Source organism: Frankia sp. CcCS3 (assembly GCF_977927575.1).
The window spans coordinates 1-1,495 of record NZ_CDWRCL010000140.1; the positions used below are offsets into that span (position 1 = coordinate 1).

Here is a 1,495-nt window from a genome sequence, read left to right on the forward strand (position 1 = left end):
CACCAACCGGGCGATCAGTCCCTCCCGGCTGTAGGCGGCACCCCCGAGCAGAACGGGACCGCTGTCCCCGAGCCGGCGCAGGAGGTCGGTCGCGGCACGCTCGGGGTCGACCAGCGACCGGCGGTCCGCCGCGCGGGCGAACTGCAGGCCACCGGCCGGGGCGGCGTAGACCACCGACGGCAGGCGACGCTGGCCGCTCAGTTCGAGCACGCGGGGCCAGCCTCCGTCCGCCACCCCGACGATCGTGTTCGCGGATCCGAGGTCGATACCCAGCTGATAGCTCACCGCGTCTCCCGAAACCTACGCGATCATCACGGCGACCGGAGCCACGGTACTCCGCTCGGCCGCCGGAGATCCTTCCACTCCCGTTACCACGATCATCGTGGACGTTTGACCAGGCAATATTTGTGTCCGAGAGCGGACAAAATATTTCCGGCTCCCGTTGAGCCGGTGAGCAGGTCACTGAGTCGCCGAATGGTGCCGGACGGTGCCGGGCCCCGGCCCGACCGGCCTGCCGCGGGTCCGACGGTGCCATGACGCTGGGCCCGCCAGGACCGGCCGATGCGCCGTGCCGGACACCTCGCGTCCGGAACTCCATGATCCAGCATCCTGTGATCGCGGCACCCTGTGATCGTCAACACCTCCTACCCGGATAGGCGAGGACACCGAGCAGGACACGGCGGGGTGGAGCCCTGGATCCGGCGGCTCTCGGGGATCTCCGACCAGCCGAGGTCTACTCCTTACCCGGGGGCCGGCGAGGCCGGTCCCAATCAGGTCGGCAGATGCCGGACGAACATGCCGACCAGAATCTTCCCATCGGTCCGGGAGTCGCCGGGGAAGAAGTGAATACGATTCCGATGCGGTTCGAGTTTTGAATGCCATTCACACCGGACGGAGAAACCCCGGAATATGACGTCACGTCTGCGCATCAGAGTAGCCGATCCCCGAGTCCTACCCTCGATACTGACGGCTATCCCCAGGCGCGCGGAAATCTGCGCGGAAGAACCCTTCTCGGCAATGAACAAATCGGAAAACCGATCATTCAATGCGGCAAGATGAAGAACAGCAGTATCTCTCAGGGAGTAGCCGCCATCAAATTTTCGAAAGGTTAGGCCGTCGGCGAAAAGGAGTCGATGAAAAGCTTTCTCCGCGTGCACGAAGAAAATCTCCTCGGCTATGTCCTCCAGCTTGAAGAGAGACCGGTAGAAGAACCTGAGGTGCTCGTCCCCGCCGATGAAGACCAACGTGGCGCCGTCCTCCTTCGGGGACGTAATGAAGTAACAAATACGTGATCAAGAGCATCATCGCAGGTCACAGGCCCGTGGAGGGTTCGAAACGCGCAAGTTATTTCATTTCGACTCCTTCGCAATGACCAGCCGAGGTCCCGCCAACCCACGCCACCGCATCGTCAGGACCGCCACATTCCTGCCCATCCCGACCAGCTGAACGGCACGCTCCACTCCGAGACCGTGGTTCAGAGAGCCGTCGATGGGGA

General features: G+C 63.3%; 2 protein-coding genes. Both read right to left on the minus strand.

Translation table 11 applies throughout. The annotated features are described in order from the left end of the window. A partial coding sequence (locus AC08OQ_RS12900) for an Hsp70 family protein (protein ID WP_476612072.1) occupies nucleotides 1-285 on the minus strand: 285 nt, incomplete at its 3' end. A 485-nt stretch (nucleotides 286-770) separates the two neighbouring features. Continuing rightward, complete coding sequence (locus tag AC08OQ_RS12905; protein ID WP_476602015.1) at nucleotides 771-1,244, minus strand: hypothetical protein; 474 nt, start codon at nucleotides 1,242-1,244, stop codon at nucleotides 771-773. Between the last annotated feature and the right edge of the window lie 251 nt (nucleotides 1,245-1,495).